The 18,454-nt window shown below is 36.9% G+C and carries 18 protein-coding genes, 1 pseudogene and 1 other annotated feature; of the genes and pseudogenes, 3 read left to right on the forward strand and 16 right to left on the reverse strand.

All coding sequences use genetic code 11. The features are described 5' to 3' along the window. The 4 genes and pseudogenes from exsA to nadB all read right to left on the reverse strand — a co-directional run. Window positions 1-755: pseudogene (exsA, locus tag KI356_RS10990) on the reverse strand (spore coat assembly protein ExsA); the annotation flags it as partial. A 219-nt stretch (window positions 756-974) separates the two neighbouring features. Next, window positions 975-2,081 carry a quinolinate synthase NadA gene (gene nadA, locus KI356_RS10995; protein WP_128280849.1) on the reverse strand — a complete coding sequence of 369 codons (1,107 nt, stop codon included), beginning with the start codon at window positions 2,079-2,081 and terminating at the stop codon, window positions 975-977. A gap of 30 nt (window positions 2,082-2,111) precedes the next feature. Then, on the reverse strand, window positions 2,112-2,945 hold the full coding sequence (nadC, locus tag KI356_RS11000) for a carboxylating nicotinate-nucleotide diphosphorylase (RefSeq protein ID WP_128280848.1): 834 nt from the start codon (window positions 2,943-2,945) through the stop codon (window positions 2,112-2,114). 19 nt (window positions 2,946-2,964) lie between these two features. Beyond that, window positions 2,965-4,494, reverse strand: coding sequence for an L-aspartate oxidase (gene nadB / locus KI356_RS11005; RefSeq protein ID WP_212935427.1), 1,530 nt, complete (start codon window positions 4,492-4,494; stop codon window positions 2,965-2,967). A 230-nt stretch (window positions 4,495-4,724) separates the two neighbouring features. Here nadB and KI356_RS11010 point away from each other — a divergent pair, with 230 nt between their 5' ends. From KI356_RS11010 to KI356_RS11020, 3 genes are all read left to right on the forward strand, one after another. Then, entirely contained in the window at window positions 4,725-5,867 is a 1,143-nt protein-coding gene (locus KI356_RS11010; protein ID WP_212935428.1) for an IscS subfamily cysteine desulfurase, read from the forward strand. Next, a complete protein-coding gene (locus KI356_RS11015; RefSeq protein ID WP_128280845.1) occupies window positions 5,867-6,409 on the forward strand; it encodes a transcription repressor NadR in 543 nt (180 codons plus the stop codon). The genes KI356_RS11010 and KI356_RS11015 overlap by 1 nt, the downstream gene beginning before the upstream one ends. 86 nt (window positions 6,410-6,495) lie before the next feature. After that, a complete protein-coding gene (locus KI356_RS11020) occupies window positions 6,496-7,143 on the forward strand; it encodes an MOSC domain-containing protein (protein ID WP_128280844.1) in 648 nt (215 codons plus the stop codon). 182 nt (window positions 7,144-7,325) lie between these two features. Here KI356_RS11020 and KI356_RS11025 read toward each other — a convergent pair whose 3' ends face one another. The 12 genes from KI356_RS11025 to rplU form a co-directional block, all read right to left on the reverse strand. Further along, entirely contained in the window at window positions 7,326-7,829 is a 504-nt protein-coding gene (locus KI356_RS11025; protein ID WP_128280843.1) for a GNAT family N-acetyltransferase, read from the reverse strand. Window positions 7,830-7,850: 21 nt separating this feature from the next. Beyond that, window positions 7,851-8,702 (reverse strand): prephenate dehydratase, encoded by an 852-nt coding sequence (gene pheA, locus KI356_RS11030; RefSeq protein ID WP_128280842.1) that lies wholly within the window; start codon window positions 8,700-8,702, stop codon window positions 7,851-7,853. 97 nt (window positions 8,703-8,799) lie between these two features. Further along, window positions 8,800-10,713 carry an ABC transporter permease gene (locus KI356_RS11035; RefSeq protein WP_212935429.1) on the reverse strand — a complete coding sequence of 638 codons (1,914 nt, stop codon included), beginning with the start codon at window positions 10,711-10,713 and terminating at the stop codon, window positions 8,800-8,802. Window positions 10,714-10,762: 49 nt separating this feature from the next. Next, complete coding sequence (locus KI356_RS11040; RefSeq protein ID WP_128280840.1) at window positions 10,763-12,685, reverse strand: ABC transporter permease; 1,923 nt, start codon at window positions 12,683-12,685, stop codon at window positions 10,763-10,765. Then, on the reverse strand, window positions 12,660-13,436 hold the full coding sequence (locus KI356_RS11045) for an ABC transporter ATP-binding protein (protein ID WP_212935430.1): 777 nt from the start codon (window positions 13,434-13,436) through the stop codon (window positions 12,660-12,662). Before KI356_RS11045 ends, KI356_RS11040 begins: the two co-directional genes overlap by 26 nt. A 93-nt stretch (window positions 13,437-13,529) precedes the next feature. Beyond that, window positions 13,530-14,612: a HAMP domain-containing histidine kinase gene (locus KI356_RS11050; protein WP_212935431.1), complete on the reverse strand. Its 1,083-nt coding sequence runs from the start codon at window positions 14,610-14,612 to the stop codon at window positions 13,530-13,532. Continuing rightward, window positions 14,602-15,309: a response regulator transcription factor gene (locus KI356_RS11055; RefSeq protein WP_002122770.1), complete on the reverse strand. Its 708-nt coding sequence runs from the start codon at window positions 15,307-15,309 to the stop codon at window positions 14,602-14,604. The genes KI356_RS11050 and KI356_RS11055 overlap by 11 nt, the downstream gene beginning before the upstream one ends. A 171-nt stretch (window positions 15,310-15,480) precedes the next feature. Continuing rightward, window positions 15,481-16,764 carry a GTPase ObgE gene (gene obgE, locus KI356_RS11060; RefSeq protein WP_098384434.1) on the reverse strand — a complete coding sequence of 428 codons (1,284 nt, stop codon included), beginning with the start codon at window positions 16,762-16,764 and terminating at the stop codon, window positions 15,481-15,483. Beyond that, window positions 16,764-17,312 (reverse strand): sporulation initiation phosphotransferase B, encoded by a 549-nt coding sequence (locus KI356_RS11065; RefSeq protein WP_128280836.1) that lies wholly within the window; start codon window positions 17,310-17,312, stop codon window positions 16,764-16,766. The genes obgE and KI356_RS11065 overlap by 1 nt, the downstream gene beginning before the upstream one ends. Window positions 17,313-17,375: 63 nt before the next feature. Further along, window positions 17,376-17,666 (reverse strand): 50S ribosomal protein L27, encoded by a 291-nt coding sequence (rpmA, locus tag KI356_RS11070; protein WP_000944957.1) that lies wholly within the window; start codon window positions 17,664-17,666, stop codon window positions 17,376-17,378. Between the two features lie 3 nt (window positions 17,667-17,669). Continuing rightward, on the reverse strand, window positions 17,670-18,014 hold the full coding sequence (locus KI356_RS11075) for a ribosomal-processing cysteine protease Prp (RefSeq protein WP_002112038.1): 345 nt from the start codon (window positions 18,012-18,014) through the stop codon (window positions 17,670-17,672). 11 nt (window positions 18,015-18,025) lie between these two features. After that, entirely contained in the window at window positions 18,026-18,334 is a 309-nt protein-coding gene (rplU, locus tag KI356_RS11080) for a 50S ribosomal protein L21 (RefSeq protein ID WP_000270907.1), read from the reverse strand. Window positions 18,335-18,348: 14 nt separating this feature from the next. Further along, window positions 18,349-18,427 (reverse strand) — a sequence feature (ribosomal protein L21 leader region). Window positions 18,428-18,454 lie beyond the last annotated feature (27 nt).

Below are 18,454 nucleotides of genomic sequence, written 5' to 3' on the forward strand. Positions count from 1 at the left end.
TTCCCTACATTTTCTTTCTTCACTTGCGGTGAGACATTTCCTATATTTTCTTTTTTCGTTTGCGGAGAAATGACGTTGTTAGGTTTCATTTTATTAATTTGAGGAGCAATTAACTCACTTCCCTTTTTTATTACATCTGAAATTTTATATTCTTTTTTCGGTTTAATCGGCGGTTGTGGCGGCTGTGGTAATACATTAATGGAAAACTTAGTATTTTCTTTCGTAGTCGGTTTTGGTTTTTCTACTTTCTCTACAACAGGTGGTTTTTGAATGACTGACGGTTTTTCAACTGGTTTCTCTTTTTGCACTTCTTTTTGTACTTCTTTTTGTGGCTGTGGCTGCACCTGCACTTCTTTTTGTGGTTTCACTTGCATTTCTTTTTGCGGCTTCACCTGCATTTCTTTTTGCGGTTTTACCTGCATTTCTTTTTGTGTTTGTTGCATAGCTGGCTGCTGTGTAATAGGTGCTGATTGGTACGTAATTTCATCTTCATCTTCTATTCCAAGTGGAGTTGGTGTTGATGCAAACTCTTTTTGTTGCACCTCTTTTACATATTGTTTTGGAGGCGTAGAACCCGCTCCAGCCTGTTGTTTCACATGAACGCCGTTTGATGGTACTTTAATTTTCATTCCTGGCATAATAAGGTCTGGATTACTAAGCTGTGTATTTGTTTTTTTTAGCGTCTCAAAATCCACTCCGTACTTTTTGGCAATTTTCCAAAGGGTATCCCCTTTTTGCACGATATGAATTTTCAAATTTTCCCCCTCCTGTATAACTTATCTATAAGTAAAAACACTTCGAAGTAACACTTTCTAAAAGAATTTAATTTCATTTTACTTTTATCACTTCATACAATATGGTTTGAAGTGGAATAAGCATAAAAAAATCACAATGATTTCCTCAACACAATGTATGCCTATTTCATTCTTGTTATGATTATATGTACGAAAAAAAGCAACGGAAATCCCGCTGCTTTAAACGCGCTCTAACATACGATTTAATGCAAGAACTGCCTCTTCTGTTACTTGTTTCTCCACACGAATAACGTTAATTTGTTCTCCTCTTTCTATGTTCTCAAGTGCCCATAACAAGTGAGGTAAATCAATTCGGTTCATTGTTAAACAAGGACACATAAACGGATTTAGTGAAATAATTTCTTTATCAGGATGTTGCTGAATAATTCGGTTCACTAAATTCATCTCTGTACCAATCGCCCACTTACTTCCCGCTGGAGCAGCTTCAATCATATCAATGATATATTTCGTTGATCCTGCATAATCGGAAGCGGCAACAACTTCATAACAACATTCAGGGTGAACAATAATATTCATATCCGGATGATTTTTTCGCACATTTTCAATATTTTTCACAGTGAAATTTTGATGAACAGAACAATGGCCTTTCCATAAAATCACTTGAATTTCTTCTATATCTCCATCGTACTCTAATGAATCTGTATGCGGGTTCCACACTGCCATTTTTTCTAACGGAATACCTAAATCATGCGCTGTATTTCTTCCTAAATGTTGGTCTGGTAAAAAGACGAGACGCTCTTTTTGTGTAAACGCCCAAGACACCATTTGTTTTGCATTAGAAGAGGTTACTGTCGCTCCTCCATTACGACCACAAAACGCTTTGATCGCAGCTGTTGAATTTACATACGTTAATGGAATCATCGTATCCCCAAATAATTTCGTGAGCTCTTTCCATGCTCTTTCTGTTTGTTCAATATCTGCCATATCTGCCATTGAACAACCTGCGCGCATATCTGGTAAGATGACAACCTGTTCATCTGTCGTTAACATATCTGCCGTTTCTGCCATAAAGTGCACACCACAAAACACAATATATTTTGCCTCTTTATTACTCGCTGCAACTTGCGCGAGTTGAAGTGAGTCCCCTGCTGCATCTGAAAATTGCACCACTTCATCTTTTTGATAATGATGTCCTGGAATAAATAGTAATGCCCCCATTTTTTCTTTAATTTCACGGACACGCTCTTCCATCTCTAATGTAGACATCGTTTGATAGCGCTTTGGTAACATTACTTCGATTGGCTGAACTTTCTCTAAAATACCCATTTATGATTCTCCCCCTCTAAACCACTCTCATTAGGCCTCAATATTAAAACTAATATCAAGTGCTTTCACTGAATGTGTTAACGCTCCAAGTGAAATATAATCCACCCCTGTTTTTCCGTATTTTGATAATTCTTCAATTGTAATACCACCTGAAGCCTCCGTAACGATGGCACTTGGTACAATTTTTGAAAACTCACGAATCTCTTCTGGCGTACGATTATCGAACATAATAACATCTGCGCCGGCCTCTATCGCTTCTCTCACTTGCGCCTCTGTCTCTGTTTCGACTTCTACTTTCACCATATGTCCCAATCTTTCTTTCACCGATGTAACAGCTTTTGTAATTGAGCCAGCAAAAGCAATATGATTGTCTTTAATCATGACACCATCATATAAACCGAATCTGTGGTTAAATCCGCCCCCGCATACTACCGCATATTTATCAAACATACGTAGTCCCGGCATCGTTTTTCTCGTATCACAAATGCGTGTATGACTGCTATCTAAAGCAAAAACCGCCTTACGTGTCATCGTCGCTATCCCGCTCATCCGCTGGATAACGTTTAATATAACGCGCTCTGCCGTTAATAATGATGCGATTGGGCCTTGCACGGTTGCAATTTTTTCGCCTTTTTCTACAAGATCCCCATCTTTTTTATGAAGTTCAACTTCAATTCTCTGATCAATTAATTTAAATCCTTCTTCAATTACTAAGCGCCCTGCAAAGACCCCTGTATCCTTTACAAGAAAAGTTCCTTTCGCAAGTGCATTATCGGGAAAGATAAGCTGAGATGTTACATCCCTTTCTCCTATATCTTCTAGAAAAAATCGATTTAATGCTTCCTTAACTTTTAACGTATTCATAAAACCCCTCTTCCCCTTATTAAACAAGTTGTAATTTTTTTCTCACTCGAATAATCTCTTTTTTCACGCCATTTTTTTCTGGATAATCAATGCGATAATGACCACCAATACTGTCTTCTCTTTGCAAAGCTGATACTGTTATAAGCTCACAAACTGTTAACATATTAATAAGCGTTATCTCTTCATTTGTAAGTGCATCATATTGTAATATCATATTTCGCACACCGTACCTACTAAACCATCTCTGAGCATATGATAAATTTTTCTCAGTTCGCACAATCCCAACATGCTTCATCATGTATTCTTGTATTTCTTCTTTCAACGGTAAATCATTAAGAGCTATAAAACTTTTCCCTCTCTCTTCCAGCACATTTTTTCTTTCCTCTGCTGGTCTAGCTAAAATGTGTTTTCCTATTCGTCCTCCAAACACAAGACCTTCTAATAATGAATTACTCGCCAATCTGTTCGCACCATGAACCCCATTACACGCCACTTCACCGACTGCATATAAGTTTGAAATGGACGTCTCTCCGTTACAATTCGTCTTCACGCCGCCCATATGAAAATGAGCACCAGGCACGACCGGAATAAGGTTCCCTTTTAAATCAACGCCATTCTTTTTACATAATGATGAGACGGTCGGAAAACGTTGTTCAAAGTTTTGAATAGTTTCGATGTTTAAGTACACTGTTTCACCCGCAAGAAGTTGTTCATGAATAGCCCTTGCCACTACATCACGCGGTGCGAGATCTTTCCCGGGATGTATACCCACCATAAAACGCTGTCCTTTTGCATTTATAAGGACAGCTCCTTCACCACGGACTGCTTCAGAAACGAGGCCACAACATCGCCCGTCCACATATAACATTGTCGGATGAAATTGTACAAATTCTAAATCAACAAGTTCTCCCCCTGCTCGATATATCATCGCAAGTCCATCGCCTGTAATTGTCTCATCATTCGACGTAAAGGCGTACAAACCACCAATTCCCCCTGATGCTAACACCGTATTATCAGCATAGTAACGCTTCAGCTTCCCTTCACTATTTCGCGTTAAAGCTCCTATGCATTTATTATTTTCTATAATAAAATCGAGCACCATTTCATGCTCAACGACAGTAACGTTCGGAACTACTTCTTGTATTAAATGCTCTAATAAATTTTTACCAGTTGCATCTCCTCCCGCATGTAAAATACGCCGTTTTCGATGCGCTCCTTCTTTACCAAGGTGGAGCCCTTTTTCATCTCCATCAAATTTCATTCCATTTGTAATAAGCTTACTTATTTCTTTCGGCCCCTCTTCAACTAAGTAACGAACTGCTTCTTCATTGTTATAATGGCAACCTGCCACTAATGTATCTTCAAAATGCCCACTCGGATCGTCATATGTAGCAACAGCTGCTGCAATTCCTCCTTGAGCTAAATGTGTATTGTTATTACGTCCTGTTTTTTTTGTGATAATTATCACATTCTTTTCGTGGCAAAGCTCTTTCGCAACACGAAGCGCCGCAACGCCACTTCCAATAATCAAGACATCTGCACTTGGCATAATTGTTGCCTCCTACTTTACACTTTTCAACTGTCTTGACACCTATATTTACATAGTTTTAAAATAATGACAAGAGTTTTTTTACAATTCCTATTTTCACTACCATTCTAAAAACGAAAATAAAGTGAAACTTTAATCAGTGGGGGTTTTGTCCATCCCCACTGATTATTAGCTGAACCAATCGGGCTTTTACGGGACAAATGTCACTCTTACTGAAGAGAGGAAATTACATGATGATATATCTAGATTATGCAGCGACAACACCTATGAGCGAAGAAGCTTTAGAAACATATATACAAGCGACAAAAACATATTTCGGAAATGAACAAAGTTTACACGATATCGGCGGAAGCGCATCATCTTTATTACAAGTTTGTAGAGAAACATTTGCAGAAATGATTGGGGGTAAGGAACAAGGTGTATTCTTTACAAGCGGCGGTTCAGAATCTAACTACCTTGCGATTCAATCCCTTCTAAATGCTAAAAATGGAAAGCACATTATTACCACACCTATGGAACACGCATCGATTCGAAGTTATTTTCAATCCTTACAATTGCAAGGCTATACTATTACTGAGATTCCTGTTGATAAAAACGGGATAATTCATTTAGTAGATTTAGAAGCGGCTATTACGAAAAATACTGTTCTAGCAAGTATACAGCATGGAAACTCTGAAATCGGGACCGTTCAAAACATTGCAGAGATCGGAGCACTTTTAAAAAAATATAATATTTTATTTCATTCAGATTGTGTTCAAACGTTTGGTAAACTTCCAATAGACGTTACAGCGATGAAGATTGATAGTCTCTCTGTTTCAGCTCATAAAATATACGGACCAAAAGGAGTTGGAGCTTGCTATATAAATCCGCAAGTTCGCTGGGAACAAATATTCCCTGGAACTTCTCATGAAAAAGGCTTTCGTCCTGGTACAGTGAACGTTCCTGGAATCGCTGCTTTTTTAACAGCCGCAGAGCATATATTAAAGAATCAAAAGGAAGAGAGCTTTCGTTTTAAAGAGTTACGATCTTATTTTTTAGAGCAATTACAAACACTTCCTCTAGAAATTGAAGTGAAAGGACATTCTACTTCTTGTTTACCACATATTATTGGGGTTACAATAAAAGGAATAGAAGGTCAGTACACAATGTTAGAATGTAACCGTCGCGGCATTGCCATTTCCACTGGAAGTGCTTGCCAAGTCGGTAAACAAGACCCTTCAAAAACAATGCTTGCAATTGGAAAAACGTATGAAGAGGCAAAACAATATGTCCGCTTTTCTTTCGGACATCACACAACGAAAGAACAAATTGATACAACTATTCATGCACTACACACAATTGGAAATCAATTTTATAGAGGTGTTAAATCATAATGAAACAAAATGAACAAAAAAAGATTTTAGGTGAAGAAAGACGACAACTTATCCTTCAGTGGCTTCTTGCTGCAAATGAACCGTTATCAGGAAATGAGCTATCTAAAAAGACAAACGTAAGTAGGCAAGTTATCGTTCAAGACATTTCCTTACTAAAAGCACGAAATGAACCAATTATTGCGACTGCACAAGGGTATTTATATTTAAAACCACAAACAAGGCAACAAGCTTTTGAACGCGTAATCGTATGTCAACATAAACCGGCAGAAGTACGTCAAGAACTTACCATGTTAGTTGACCACGGCGTTACGATTAAAGACGTAAAAGTTGAGCATCCTGTATACGGCGACTTAACAGCATCTATTATGGTAAGTAATCGCTTTGATGTAGAGCAATATTTACAAAAAATCGAAAACACAAACGCTTCCTATCTTTCGCAACTAACAGATGGTATTCACTTACATACAATTGAAGCAGATTCTAAGGAGAAATTAGATGCGGCTTGTGATGCACTAGATCGCGCTGGATTTCTCGTTTATTAATGTAAAGCACAGAGTTTTTATAATTCTCTGTGCTTTTATTTTTCAAATGATATAATATTGTAATCAATTGTAAAGGAGTATTAAATATGGGAATTGAACTCGTTCACTTTAGCACTGGTAAACCAAAACAAATGAAATATAACGAAGATAAAGAAATGATCACTGGTATATGTAAAGAGCCTACAGAAGAAGCTTTCCTCTCAAAGGATGGATTCCTTGGTGATGATGTAGCGGATTTAAAACATCACGGTGGACCTGACCGGGCTGTTTGTGTTTATCCATATGAACATTACGCACTATGGGAAGAAGAATTTCAAACAACACTTCCAGCTTCCACATTTGGCGAAAACATTACAGTAACAAATATGTTAGAACGTGATGTTTGCATCGGAGATACATATCAATTAGGTGAGGCAATTATTCAAGTTACACAAGCGAGAGTACCTTGTAGCACAATTTCAAAACGCCTTGGTATCCCTGGCATATTACCACGCATTGTAGCAACTGGATACACAGGTTACCTATGCCGCGTTCTTCAAGAAGGTACTGTACGTAAAGATTCTAAAATCACATTACTAGAGCGTCCATCAAACAATGTATCTGTTTTGTTCTCTAACGAAATTTATTTTCATAATAGAAAAGATAAAAATGGTATTGAGAAGATTCTTGCTGTCCCTGAACTAGCTGATATTTGGCGTGGTCAGTTAGAGGATCGTCTTGCGAAGTTAAAATAAAGTGAAACTTTAATCAGCGGGGTGGTGTTCATCCCCCACTGATTATTAGCCTTCACCAATCGGGCGTTTACGGGCAGCCCGACTCCCACCTAACTTCTTTGCTCCAGCCGAATTTTGAGGTGGGAGTCTTACTGCCCGTTAATGTGGGATAAAGAATCCCACCTTCTGCAGGTGGGATTTTATTAATCTATCAAAATTTTATCTGTTGCTTCAATAGAATAGACCGCTTGCTCTGCCCCAAACCGATAGTACGTTTGAATTAACTTCATACGTAACCTTTCTAAAAGTTTACGCGAAGGTATATTAACCATTTGTGTTACTGCAATTACTTTTGATAGTTGTAATTCATGAAAAGCATAACGGATTACCTCTTGAGCGACTTCCGTTGCATATCCAACTCTCCAATACATCGGCAAAAATTGATAGGATACTTCAATCTCTTGATTCACATCATTTGGATCGAGCGAGACTACTCCCAGAAATGCTTTTGTTTTCTTCTCTTTAACAATCCAATACCAACAGTTTTCTTCAGGATGCAACATATCATTCAAAACATCTCTAATCGACTCTTCTTCACGCGGTCCACCAAGATATTTTCTCACTTCTTCATTTAAATATAGTTCTTTTATATTTTCGTAATCTAATTCATGAACTGTATTTAATAAACAACGTTTCGTTTCAAGCAAGTTTAACAGCCCCCTTACTTTTTACAACCAATAAGAAGAATAACTCCCAAGCACAGTAACAGAAAAACCAAGTGCTTCAAGTTCCATCGTTACGCCTGGCAATAATACGTCATCGTATGCTTTATCGACATCGATTAAGAAAAAGTAATTTCCAAGACCTGTTTTCATCGGGCGAGATTCAATTTTTGATAAGTTTAATTTTCTCCATGCGAAAGCTGATAACACTTGATATAGCGCTCCTGCATAATCTGCAGGTAACGTTATCATAAGCGTCGTTTTCTCTCCGCGATTTTCTCCGTTGTTTGGGAGTACTGCTTTCTTTTTCTTATGGAGAACAAGGAAACGTGTATGATTGTTTTTATGCGTATGAATATCATGTCTTACAATTGTTAATCCGTATTTTTCTGCGGCTGCTTCATTTGCAATGGCAGCGATTTTCTCTTCAGGATGTTCTTTCACATATTGTGCTGCAGCACTTGTTGATGTCATATCTCGAACGGTTACCCCTTTTAATTCTTCATTTAAAAACTTATGACACTGTGCGATAGCATGCGGATGAGAATGTACTGCATATACTTCTTCCCACATTTCTGCATACTGCGGATGTACGAGTAAATGTTGCTGAATTGGTACTGTAATTTCTCCTACAATAGAAAGCGGTTGCTCATGTACGAGATAATCAACCGTTATATTAACTGAACCTTCTATAGCGTTCTCTAACGGTACGACCGCATAATCTACATTTTCATTTGCGGCTGCATCTATACAATCTGGAATCGTTCGATACGGTACATGCTCTGCTTCCGGAAAAAAACGACTCACCGCCATATTTGTAAATGTTGCCTCTGGTCCTAAATATCCTACTCGAATCATCGTCTTTTCCCCTCTTTTTCGTTTTCTTACTGTTATACCATAATTTTTTATATTCTTCTATGTAAATTTCGAATATTTAAAAAAAGACTAGTTTTCACTAGTCTATATGTTTTCTATATTCTCTTTGAGCGAAGAAGAAATAAATGATGCATGCAGCGATATAAAATAGAATAAACAAACCTACTTTTCGTAATGATCCATCCATAAAGATCGTATTATGAAACGTATATAACGCAACCGCACTATGCATACTCCCGACTATAATAGGCGCAAAAAATAGCATACACAATTGCCAGCGAGAAATCTTCCACACTTCTTCCTTCGTCATTCCAAGCTTAGAGAGCGCACCGTACTGCTTTCGATCCGATGCAATATTATGAAACCATTTAAAATATACGATACTACATGAAGTAAGAAAGAATAATATACTAATGAATGAGCCTACAAATAGAGTAATATCGCCGAACTCTTTCATATTCACATATAACTCCATATTACTTCGAAATGCGTTATTATCATCTTGTTTCATATGTTTCCGTAAAGCTTCATTTAATTTTTTCGTATTTTCGATATTTGGTAATGTGTATCCTCTATACATCATTTTTTCAGCATCCGGAACCTTATTTGCTATACTGTCAAAATCTTCATCATTCATGACGAAAAACAGACCATTAATGTGCGAAAGGTGATAGTTAAATTGTACCCCTTCTTTCTGACCGTTAAATGCGAATAGATACGTTTTATTCATTACTTGTAATTGAATCTCTTTTTGATCATATACATTCGGATGGTTACGCTTATTATAATAAACAAGTGTAACTGTTCCTTTTTTAGGATGATACGTTTTCTGCTTTTGTTTTCTTGCCTCTTGATTGTATTCACTTTCCTTTATAAGCGGCGCTACCTCTGTTTCTCCCTTATTGGACTGAAAAGATGCATACACTCCAACAAAACTCATAGATTGAAAATCATCATATCCATATTGATGCAGTAATTGTTCAACCGTACCTTCCTCAAAGACTTCATGAGTAGAAACACCTTTTTCTATATATGAAAATGAATGTGCGCCCCCGTCCCGCCACATATCTTGCATGCTAGAAAAATATAAGAACACCGTACCTGTTGCCGTAACTACAAATGTCGTTGCCATAGAAAGCATAAAGAAAAATCGACCATTTTCCTTCATTCGATGTGACAATTGATTTACTATAAATAAATACGGATATGTATACATAATCTTTTTATTTCGTTTAATCATTTCTAACAATTGGATTGTACCGTGTGTAAAAGAAAAGTACGTTCCGAAAAAGACAAGTATAGACACAGGGAAAAAATATAATCCTATCGTTTCCATTGTCACTTGTAGCGCTAACGCATATCCTGTCCCTAAACAAATAAAGCCGAATATACAAAGCCATATTGATGTTTTCTTCTCTTTTTTATCCGTTCGAAATTCTTTTAATAACCGAATGATTTTTATATTCCATATACGTAAAGCACTTATAAAGGATAAGATAATAAAGACGATCATATATGTAACAAATGTTACACCAATCGCTTTCACGTCAAATATGACAGGGAGTTCTTTCGGAAGACGCATTAGCATGCTAAACACCATGAAAAAGAGTTTCAAAAAGATCATACCAAGCCCAATACCGAAAATATTAGCAAATATCCCGATCAATATTTGTTCGGCCATAATCACTCCTATTACGTTAGACTTCGTTGCGCCCATTAACATATATAACCCTAATTCTTTCTTACGTGCTTCTATGAAAATAGAAGTAGAATACAAAATAAATACGACGAAAAAAGAAATAATTATAACATTACATATGATAAGTCCCCAGCGTACGTTTTGATACCACATCGTTTCTTGCATGTATGGATGTACAATAACAGACATGTATGCAAAGGACGCAAATATTGCAAAACAACTACTTAAGAAAAACACTTTATAATTACGCCAATTTCCCTTTATATTTTGCAGCGCTAATTGCCGAATGTTCATCTATCGTCCTCCTGTAACTTACTACATAGGCAAAAAGCTAGAGGTTTCCCTAGCTTTTTACGTGTTTTAAATATCCTCTTTGCGCGATCATAAAGTAAATGGCAGAAGCTAAAATGTATGCTCCAATTACAATCGCACCTGATTTCCATAAATCGATATAAAGCATTTTCCCTAACGTATGAAGGGCAAATCCACTATGAATCGCACCAATCAAAATTGGGATAAAGAAGATAACGCCCATTTGTCGAATCGCAATTTTACGTATTTCTTTATCTGTCATACCAATTCTCTTTAACGATTTAAACTGAATACGATCCTGTTCTTTATCATTAAACCATTTAAAGTATGTCATACTACAAGCGAAGAAGAAGAACAGTACTGCTACGAAGAAGCCGATGAACATTGTAATTGCTCCTGCTTCTCTTATATTTTTATAAGCAAGCACTGAGCTTTTCAATTCTCCTTGTTTTTCTGGTGCAATTTCCTTTTTCAAATCTAGCACAAGCTCTTCTGTACTTTTCCAATCTTCAATATAATAACCATAATATTTCGTCTTTTCTCCATCTGGTACGAGCTTTGCATATTTCTCAAAATCTTGATCATTCACAATAAGATAATTGTCATCATTAAACACCGAATATGAAGTTGGTTCATTTAGCTGAACAAACTGTTTTTGGCCATTCATTGTAACTTCATATGGCTTCGTACGATCTATCTTCACTAAATCATTCGTCATATCACTCATGATCATCGTCGCACTACCTGGTGCATTATGAACTTCGCTAATTTCTTCCCTTTTTTGTTTACGCACTTCCGCATTATATACTTTCTCTGAAATAATTGCAGTTGGTACTTCATGCTCACTGTTAAAAAACGTTACCTTCTGCGTTGCAGGTAGTTTTACAAAATTTAATTCTCGTGCATCTTCAAATCCATGTTTTTTTACAATTTCTTTTACTGTATCTTCATTAATAATGTTATGCGTATTTACTCCCTTTTCCTCATATGAAATAGCATGAGGCGTAATATCTACCGTTTTCGCACTCATATTTTCATAATATACATAAAGCGTACCAACTGCTGAGGAAACAACCGCCGTAATGATAGAAATGACAAATAGAAAACGAGCATTATCTTTCATTTTGTAAATAAGATTGCTAAGGACGAACATGTTTGGATATGTATAAAATGATTGTTTTCTTTTTTGCAACGCTTTTAATATGACTGTACTACCTTGTGTAAACAGTAAATATGTTCCGCCAATTGTCAGCCCTACAATCGGTAAAAAATACATCATGAAATTCATAATTGTTACTTGGAAACAAAGGACATATGCAGCAATGATACATCCTATACCTGCTACACATAACCATGTAAATGCAAAAGGCTCCACTTTTTGTTTTCTTGCTTCTCTTAATAAATCAATAATTTGCAAGCGTCCTACTGTCCAAACGCTAAAGAGTGATAGGATTAAAAAGAGGATAAAGTATATACCTGCTGTAATAAGAACTGCTTTACTATTCCATACAAGCGGCAATGTTTTATCTATGTTCAATAATACACTTAATGCTTGAAAGAAAAGTTTGGAGCAAAGCATTCCAATTCCAATACCTACTACAATCGCAATACTACCTAACATCATTTGCTCTAATATAATCATGCGGCCAAGTTGAGATTTCGTTCCGCCTATTAACGTTAATAGACCAAATTCTTTTTTTCTTGCTCGTAAAAACGTTGAATTTGCATATAAAATAAAGAGTGCTGAGAAGATGACTACAATATAATTCATCGATTCTAATCCTTTTGTAACCATCGTCTTCATACTAATATTACCGCTTACTACATCTGGGTGATAAATAAAAGAAGCATACATGAAAAATACGACAATCGATAAACAACTACTAATAAGAAACGCTTTATAATTACGCCAATTTCCTTTTACGTTATTAAGCGCGAGCTGGCGAAAGTTCATGATATTCTCCTCCTAGCATCGCAAGTACGTCCAAAATTTCTTGGAAAAAGGCTTGCTTCGTTCTTCCTTTATGTATCTCCGAGAAAATTTCTCCATCGCGAATGAAGAGGATGCGTTCACAATAACTAGCAGCTACTGGATCGTGCGTTACCATTGCAATTGTCACTTTCTTTTGCTCGTGTAAATCTTGCAATGCTCCCATTAATGATTTGGCTGACTTAGAATCTAAGTTTCCAGTTGGCTCATCTGCTAAAATTAACGTCGGTTCATGAATGATCGCCCTTGCAGCAGCTGCACGTTGTTGTTGTCCTCCCGATACTTCGTATACTTTTTTATTTAAAATTTCTTCGATATTTAAAAACTTCGCAATTTCCAGTACTTTTGTATCAATTTCTTTTACAGATTTCTTCGCCATTACAAGCGGCAAAATAATATTTTCTTTAATCGATAACGTATCAAGTAAGTTGAAATCTTGGAAGATGAAACCTAAATGTGTACGGCGAAACTCTGCTAATTTTGCAGCACGCATTTGATTAATTTCTTCACCATTTACAAGCACATGACCTGAAGTTTGCTTATCAATTGTTGCTAATAAATTTAGCAACGTTGTTTTTCCGCTTCCTGAAGGACCCATAATACCTACAAATTCGCCTTCTTCTATTTTAAAATTTATATCATGCAAAGCAGTCGTCGCTACTGAACCTTTTGATTGGTACACCTTCGTTAACCCTTTTACTTCAAGAACACTCATTTCTAATCCCCCTATGTGTTTTCTTCTTACATTTACTATAAGAAAAATAAGAAAAAGAAACGAGTGATTTCCCTTACAAAACGTTTTGTTATCTTACAGTTTTGTCATTTTTCTCATTAATGTATGATATTCTTCATCTTTTGCAAATTGGAACGTGAAAGTCGTGCCTTCCCCTTCCGCCGATTGTACATAAATTCCATGATGTAAATTATCACAAATTTCTTTCGTAATATATAAGCCCATTCCAGTCGCTTCTCTCGTTTTACGACCATTTATTCCCGTAAAGAACGGATCAAATATACGCTTTACATCTTGCCCTGGAATACCAATTCCATTATCCCTAATATGTAGTAATACCTTTTGATCCTTCTCTTCAATTTGAAATTGAATTTCTTTTTTCTCTGTTTCTGAAATTTTCGTATACTTAATTGCATTCACAACAATTTGGCTCATGGCGATACTAAACCACTTTCTATCAGACGCAATCATACAAGTCTCCTCTTCAAACATCAGTTTCGGAAATACAGAAGATTGAATGAACGACTTTCGATTTTCATTAATAATATCTCGAATGACATCTATAACATTTACTACTTCTACTTTATAATCTTTCGAAAACTGATCTAACCTTGCCATATGTAACGCTAAATCTAAACCATTTAAAATACGGTTATTTTCTTCACGAATACTTTCAATCGTTCTCCTTGCTTCACGGTGTTCCTTACCATATTTCTGTAACAATAATTCAATAACGGATACTGGTGTTTTCATTTGATGGATCCATTGGTTCATAAAAATCATTTGCTGTTGCTCTTTCGCATGCTGTTTATGAACTTCATTCATATATTGCTGTCTTAGCAACGTAAACGCTTCAACGACCAGTTCTTGCTCTGACGTATAAGAAGTATCGATAAGTAAAGAGTCATGTAATGTATGTCCACCGGCAATATACTGTTCTATTCTCTTTAAAAACACACTTCGTTTTCGGTAATCGTAAATAAGGTATACACTAAACACAACTGTCCCTAATAAAAGTCCGTATAACCATGTACTCCAGTCTAGCGAACGCTTTTCTAAAAGGCTTTGTAACTGTAATACGAGCCCAAATAAACAAAGACTTATAATATAAGAAAGGATTAAGGAAAAACGGTCTATGAGGTAATTTTTAACCTTCATGCCCTTCGCCCCACTCTGTAAGAAGCGCATAACCGTACCCACGCTTTGTGACAATTGCATTTTTAATACCTAACTCCTCTAATTTCTTCCTTACACGCTTTACATTCACAGTTAATGTATTATCATCAACAAAAGCTACTTCATCCCATAAAGCCTCTAACAGCTCTTCACGTGTCACGTATTGATTCGCTTGTTTCATTAAACATTCTAATAAATAAAATTCATTTTTTGTAAGTTCAGTTTGTTGACCTTCCCACTCTACTGTGTGCTGTGATGGGAATAATAACAATCCATTAACACCTAAACAATCACTTTCTGCGGCCAAAGCATACTCACCATATCCACGGCGAAGTGCACTCTTCACCTTTGCCATTACGATGTCTAAATGGAATGGTTTTGTAATATAATCATCCCCGCCATTCTCAATCGCCATTACTTGATCCATTTCCCCTGTTCTTGCAGAGACAAAAATAATTGGTGCATTCGATACTGTGCGAATTTGGCGACACCAATAGAAACCATCAAAGTACGGTAAATTAATATCGAGTAACACTAGATGTGGATTTACTTTTACAAACTCATCTTTTATATGACGTAAATCACTTACTCTAAATGATTGATAGCCATACCTTTCTAAATGCTCCTCTAATATTTCCGCTATTTTTTCATCATCTTCTACAATTAATATTTTATACATATTCCTTTTCTCCCCATAAAATATTCTTCTAAAACCATTCCTTTTTCTATTATAAATTGAAACTTTAATCAATGGGGATTTTTTCCTATATCGACTTATGGTTCACCTATACGAATCAGATTTTTACTGGACTCAAATAGCGAAAAAAAAGACTGCCATATTTCGGCAGTCTTAATCGATAAATTCAAATTGATATTCAAGAATTTTTACAATATCTCCGTCTACTGCACCACGTGCACGAAGGGCTTCATCAATACCCATTCCACGCATTTGACGAGCAAATCGGCGTACAGATTCATCACGTGAGAAGTCTGTCATTTTGAATGTTTTCTCAATATCATAACCAGAAATAACAAATGTGCCATCACTTTCGCGTGTAATTTCAAAATTAGATTCAGATTCAAATTTGTACATTACACTTGCTTCAGATTCTTCTACATCATCATACATTGGGAATTCTGGTGTTGTTTCTAATAAGTTCGCTACTTCAAATAGTAAGTCACGAACACCTTGTTTCGTTACAGCTGAGATTGGGAAGATTTTTACTTCGTCTCCCACTTTCTCTTTAAATGCTTGTAAGTTTTCTTCTGCATCTGGCATATCCATTTTGTTTGCTACAACAACTTGTGGACGCTCTGTTAAACGCATATTGTATTCTTTTAATTCATTATTGATTGTGACATAATCTTCATATGGCTCACGGCCTTCTAAACCAGACATATCAATAACGTGCACGATTACACGTGTACGTTCGATATGACGTAAGAATTGGTGTCCAAGTCCAACGCCGGAGTGTGCGCCTTCAATTAGTCCAGGAAGGTCAGCCATAACGAAGCTGCGGTTATCACCTGTTTCAACAACACCAAGATTTGGAACGATTGTTGTAAAGTGATACTCTGCAATTTTTGGACGCGCTGATGATACAACAGATAATAATGTAGATTTACCTACACTTGGGAATCCAACAAGTCCAACATCTGCTAGCACTTTAAGTTCTAGCGTGACATCACGTTCTTGACCTGGTTCCCCGTTCTCAGCGATTTCTGGCGCTGGGTTCGTTGGTGTTGCGAAACGTGAGTTACCACGGCCACCGCGGCCACCTTTTGCGATTACAGCTGTTTGTTCATGCGTTACTAAATCGGCAAGAATTTCACCTGTTTTTTCATCTTTCACTATTGTTCCTGGTGGAACCTTTACAATTAAATCTTCAGATTTACGGCCGTGCTGACCTTTACTCATTCCGTGCTGACCGCGATCAGCTTTGAAATGACGTTGATAGCGGAAGTCCATTAATGTACGTAAGCCTTCCTCAACAACAAAAACAACATCTGCACCTTTACCACCGTCGCCACCTGCTGGGCCACCTTTAGGTACATACTTCTCACGACGATACGCAACCATTCCGTTACCACCGTCGCCGCCTTTTACATATATCTTGACCTGATCTACAAACATTATTTCACCACACTTTTTTCGATTAGTTGTAATATAACTGAGACTTCTTCGTCTCGTACTGTATAAGAAATGGAATACCATTTATTGTTTTGGTTCGCAAGCCAATTCTGTAGTTCTTCTACACTCGTTAGCTTACCACGAAAATCAAAAAAGAAACGAGCATTCTCCGCGTCACATTCAATTGTGATACAAACATAATTTTCAACATATACGTCTAAACTATGCTGAAGCATTAAGAAAAACTGATTCGTCCATGTACATACAGTCTCATCTAGATGAGATAAGTTATGTAATTTCCCTAATACTTCGTACTCCAATAAGCACGGTTGCTGTTTCCAATTATATGTTAAAATCCACTCTGAAAATAAAGGCATGGATAGCCCCATCAGATTGGATTCTTGTCTCGCTTCTTGGACAAAACGATCGATGAGCCTATGAATCTCTTCCACTTTTCCAAGGGAAAGATTTCCTTTAACCATCTGCAAACGATTGAGCCAATCATGTCTTGAGTGGCGCAACGCATCTATAATTGTCCATTTTTCATTCATTTAGATACCCCTTAATATAGAAAAACTCTAACCTGCACTCAGGTTAGAGTTTTCCGTGAGTTCTTATGCTTCTTGAGCAACAGGATATACGCTCACTTGTTTGCGGTCACGACCAAGACGCTCAAAGCGTACTACGCCGTCAACTTTCGCGTATAAAGTGTCATCGCCACCACGACCAACGTTAACACCTGGATAAATTTTTGTACCGCGTTGACGGTAAAGAATTGAACCACCTGAAACCGTTTGACCATCTGCGCGTTTAGCACCAAGACGTTTTGACTGAGAGTCACGACCGTTCTTTGTACTACCTACACCTTTCTTAGATGCGAAAAACTGAAGATCTAATCTTAACATACGTTACACCTCCTGCACTTTTTCTATTAAACGGATATACTTTCCGTAATCAAGTTCAATCGTCTTAAGCGAAACAACCAATCCTTCTAAAAGTATCTGTGCTTTTTCTGCTGCATGAACGTCTAAATCATTAGGCAATTCATACGTTAAGAATCCGCCATCACTTCCGAGTTCAATAGTTGCTTGCACATTACAAAGTTCTTCCACTGCATTTATAGAACCAAACACAACCGCTGTAGTTCCAGCACAGACAAGGTCTTGTCCATGTGGCGCATAATTGGCATGTCCAGTCATTTTAAATGATTGGATACTTCCTAGTTTCGTGCGACTTATCGTAATCTTAATCATCTTAACCAGAATTAAGCGTTGATAGCTTCAACAACTAGCTTAGTGTAAGGTTGACGATGACCTTGTTTCTTACGATTGTTCTTTTTCGCTTTGTATTTGAAAACGATGATTTTTTTAGCGCGACCTTGTTTTTCAACTTTCGCAGTAACTGTTGCACCTTCTACAACTGGGCTACCAACTTTCACGTTTTCGCCACCAACGAAAAGAACTTTGTCAAAAGTAACAGTTTCACCAGCTTCAACATCTAATTTTTCAATGTAGATTGCTTGACCAGCTTCAACTTTAATTTGTTTTCCACCTGTTTCGATAATTGCGTACATACTTGCACCTCCTCTTAATTACTAAGACTCGCCAAAAACGAGGTAGACATAAAATGTCTTTAAGGAACCTGTCTTGTGCGGTTGTAGCATATAGCAGTTTAGGTGCTATAAACTATAACA

The organism is Bacillus hominis (genome assembly GCF_018332515.1).
In the GTDB taxonomy this organism is placed as follows: Bacteria; Bacillota; Bacilli; order Bacillales; family Bacillaceae_G; genus Bacillus_A; species Bacillus_A hominis.

Bases quoted from the DNA above. Each gene is read 5' to 3' on its own strand.
- KI356_RS11035 (WP_212935429.1), bottom strand. From the start codon at position 10,713: ATGAACATTCGGCAATTAGCGCTGCAAAATATAAAGGGAAATTGGCGT.
- nadC (WP_128280848.1), bottom strand. From the start codon at position 2,945: ATGAATACGTTAAAAGTTAAGGAAGCATTAAATCGATTTTTTCTAGAA.
- pheA (WP_128280842.1), bottom strand. From the start codon at position 8,702: ATGATTCGAGTAGGATATTTAGGACCAGAGGCAACATTTACAAATATG.
- KI356_RS11050 (WP_212935431.1), bottom strand. From the start codon at position 14,612: ATGAAGGTTAAAAATTACCTCATAGACCGTTTTTCCTTAATCCTTTCT.
- KI356_RS11045 (WP_212935430.1), bottom strand. From the start codon at position 13,436: ATGAGTGTTCTTGAAGTAAAAGGGTTAACGAAGGTGTACCAATCAAAA.
- rplU (WP_000270907.1), bottom strand. From the start codon at position 18,334: ATGTACGCAATTATCGAAACAGGTGGAAAACAAATTAAAGTTGAAGCT.
- KI356_RS11075 (WP_002112038.1), bottom strand. From the start codon at position 18,014: ATGATTAAGATTACGATAAGTCGCACGAAACTAGGAAGTATCCAATCA.
- obgE (WP_098384434.1), bottom strand. From the start codon at position 16,764: ATGTTTGTAGATCAGGTCAAGATATATGTAAAAGGCGGCGACGGTGGT.
- nadA (WP_128280849.1), bottom strand. From the start codon at position 2,081: ATGGGTATTTTAGAGAAAGTTCAGCCAATCGAAGTAATGTTACCAAAG.
- KI356_RS11020 (WP_128280844.1), top strand. From the start codon at position 6,496: ATGGGAATTGAACTCGTTCACTTTAGCACTGGTAAACCAAAACAAATG.
- KI356_RS11055 (WP_002122770.1), bottom strand. From the start codon at position 15,309: ATGTATAAAATATTAATTGTAGAAGATGATGAAAAAATAGCGGAAATA.
- KI356_RS11015 (WP_128280845.1), top strand. From the start codon at position 5,867: ATGAAACAAAATGAACAAAAAAAGATTTTAGGTGAAGAAAGACGACAA.
- KI356_RS11010 (WP_212935428.1), top strand. From the start codon at position 4,725: ATGATGATATATCTAGATTATGCAGCGACAACACCTATGAGCGAAGAA.
- KI356_RS11040 (WP_128280840.1), bottom strand. From the start codon at position 12,685: ATGAACTTTCGCCAGCTCGCGCTTAATAACGTAAAAGGAAATTGGCGT.
- nadB (WP_212935427.1), bottom strand. From the start codon at position 4,494: ATGCCAAGTGCAGATGTCTTGATTATTGGAAGTGGCGTTGCGGCGCTT.
- KI356_RS11065 (WP_128280836.1), bottom strand. From the start codon at position 17,312: ATGAATGAAAAATGGACAATTATAGATGCGTTGCGCCACTCAAGACAT.
- rpmA (WP_000944957.1), bottom strand. From the start codon at position 17,666: ATGTTAAGATTAGATCTTCAGTTTTTCGCATCTAAGAAAGGTGTAGGT.